General features: G+C 53.5%; 2 rRNA genes (1 of these 2 cut by a window edge). Both read right to left on the reverse strand.

Going from position 1 to position 2,500, the window contains the following annotated elements:
- Window positions 1-101, reverse strand: a 5S ribosomal RNA gene (gene rrf, locus EV130_RS32230); the annotation flags it as partial.
- Between the two features lie 126 nt (window positions 102-227).
- Window positions 228-2,500, reverse strand: a 23S ribosomal RNA gene (locus EV130_RS32235) (it continues 566 nt past the right edge of the window).

The following is a 2,500-nucleotide window of genomic DNA, read 5'->3' on the forward strand; positions in this document are numbered from 1 at the left end:
GACTCTCCCGCGTCTTGAGACGAAGTACCATGGGCGCTGGGGCGTTTCACGGCCGTGTTCGGAAAGGGAACGGGTGCAGCCACCCCGCCATAACCACCAGGTCAGCGAAGCGCAACGAATTGAGAAGCTGGATTTGGAGCGAACTGGAGAGAAGCTTTATGCTTCTGGTACCGGTTTGCTGGTTTTGAACACGTCCTGGCTCATATTGATGAGCATTGTCAATGAGAACGATCAAGCCGATCGAGCTATTAGTACCGGTAAGCTTCATGCATTGCTGCACTTCCACACCCGGCCTATCAACGTGGTCGTCTTCCACGGCTCTGATAGGGAACACTCGTTTTCAGGTGGGTTTCCCGCTTAGATGCCTTCAGCGGTTATCCCTTCCATATGTAGCTACCCTGCTATGCCCTTGGCAGGACAACAGGTCCACCAGAGATATGTCCATCCCGGTCCTCTCGTACTAGGGACAGATCCTGTCAATATTCCTACACCCACGGCAGATAGGGACCGAACTGTCTCACGACGTTCTGAACCCAGCTCACGTACCGCTTTAATTGGCGAACAGCCAAACCCTTGGGACCTGCTCCAGCCCCAGGATGCGATGAGCCGACATCGAGGTGCCAAACAACCCCGTCGATATGGACTCTTGGGGGTCATCAGCCTGTTATCCCCGGCGTACCTTTTATCCGTTGAGCGATGGCCCTTCCACGCGGGACCACCGGATCACTATGACCGACTTTCGTCTCTGCTCGACTTGTCAGTCTCGCAGTCAGGCGGGCTTATGCCATTGCACTCGACGACCGATTTCCGACCGGTCTGAGCCCACCATCGCGCGCCTCCGTTACTCTTTCGGAGGCGACCGCCCCAGTCAAACTACCCACCATACACTGTCCCGGATCCGGATAACGGACCGCGGTTAGACATCCATGTCGATAAGGGTGGTATTTCAAGGATGGCTCCACGGAAACTGGCGTCCCCGCTTCAAAGCCTACCACCTATCCTACACATGCCGACACGAATGCCAGTGTAAAGCTATAGTAAAGGTGCACGGGGTCTTTCCGTCTGACCGCAGGAACCCCGCATCTTCACGGGGAATTCAATTTCACTGAGTCTATGTTGGAGACAGCGGGGAAGTCGTTACGCCATTCGTGCAGGTCGGAACTTACCCGACAAGGAATTTCGCTACCTTAGGACCGTTATAGTTACGGCCGCCGTTTACTGGGGCTTCAGTTCAAAGCTTGCACCTCTCCCTTTAACCTTCCAGCACCGGGCAGGCGTCAGACCCTATACGTCGTATTGCTACTTCGCAGAGCCCTGTGTTTTTGATAAACAGTCGCTACCCCCTGGTCTGTGCCACCCCACCTTGGTTGCCCAAAATGGGGTCACGCTTCTTCCGAAGTTACGCGTGCAATTTGCCGAGTTCCTTCAACATAGTTCTCTCAAGCGCCTTGGTATACTCTACCTGACCACCTGTGTCGGTTTCGGGTACGGTCTATACGGTGGAGCTGTTTCCTGGAACCGCGTCCCTGCAAGATCAATCCAATAAGACCTTACAAGTTGAGCAATCCGTCACTACCACCAGGCCCACGAATATTAACGTGGTTCCCATCGACTACGCGTGTCCGCCTCGTCTTAGGGGCCGGCTAACCCTGCTCAGATTAACTTTAAGCAGGAACCCTTGGTCTTTCGGCGAGAGGGTCTCTCACCCTCTTTATCGTTACTCATGTCAACATTCGCACTTCCGATACCTCCAGGATGTCTCACGACTGTCCCTTCACAGGCTTACGGAACGCTCCGCTACCACGTGTATTGCTACACATCCTCAGCTTCGGTGCATGGCTTCAGCCCCGTTACATTTTCGGCGCAAAGACCCTTATTTAGACCAGTGAGCTGTTACGCTTTCTTTAAATGATGGCTGCTTCTAAGCCAACATCCTGGTTGTTTTGGGATCCTCACATCCTTTCCCACTTAGCCATGACTTGGGGACCTTAGCTGGAGGTCAGGGTTGTTGCCCTTTTCACGACGGACGTTAGCACCCGCCGTGTGTCTGCCGAGTAGTACTCCCCGGTATTCGGAGTTTGGTTAGGATCAGTAAGACGGTGAGTCCCCATAGCCCATCCAGTGCTCTACCCCCGGGGGTATTCGCTCGACGCTCTACCTAAATAGATTTCGCGGAGAACCAGCTATTTCCGAGTTTGATTGGCCTTTCACCCCTAGCCACAAGTCATCCCAATCTATTGCAACAGATGCGGGTTCGGTCCTCCAGTTGGTGTTACCCAACCTTCAACCTGCTCATGGCTAGATCACTCGGTTTCGGGTCTAATGCAACAAACTCAATCGCCCTATTCAGACTCGCTTTCGCTACGCCTACACCTACCGGCTTAAGCTTGCTTGTTACACTAAGTCGTTGACCCATTATACAAAAGGTACGCCGTCACCCTTTCAGGCTCCGACTGTTTGTAGGCATCCGGTTTCAGGTTCTATTTCACTCCCCTTGTCG

This window comes from Rhizobium azibense (assembly GCF_004342325.1).
GTDB lineage: Bacteria > Pseudomonadota > Alphaproteobacteria > Rhizobiales > Rhizobiaceae > Rhizobium > Rhizobium etli_B.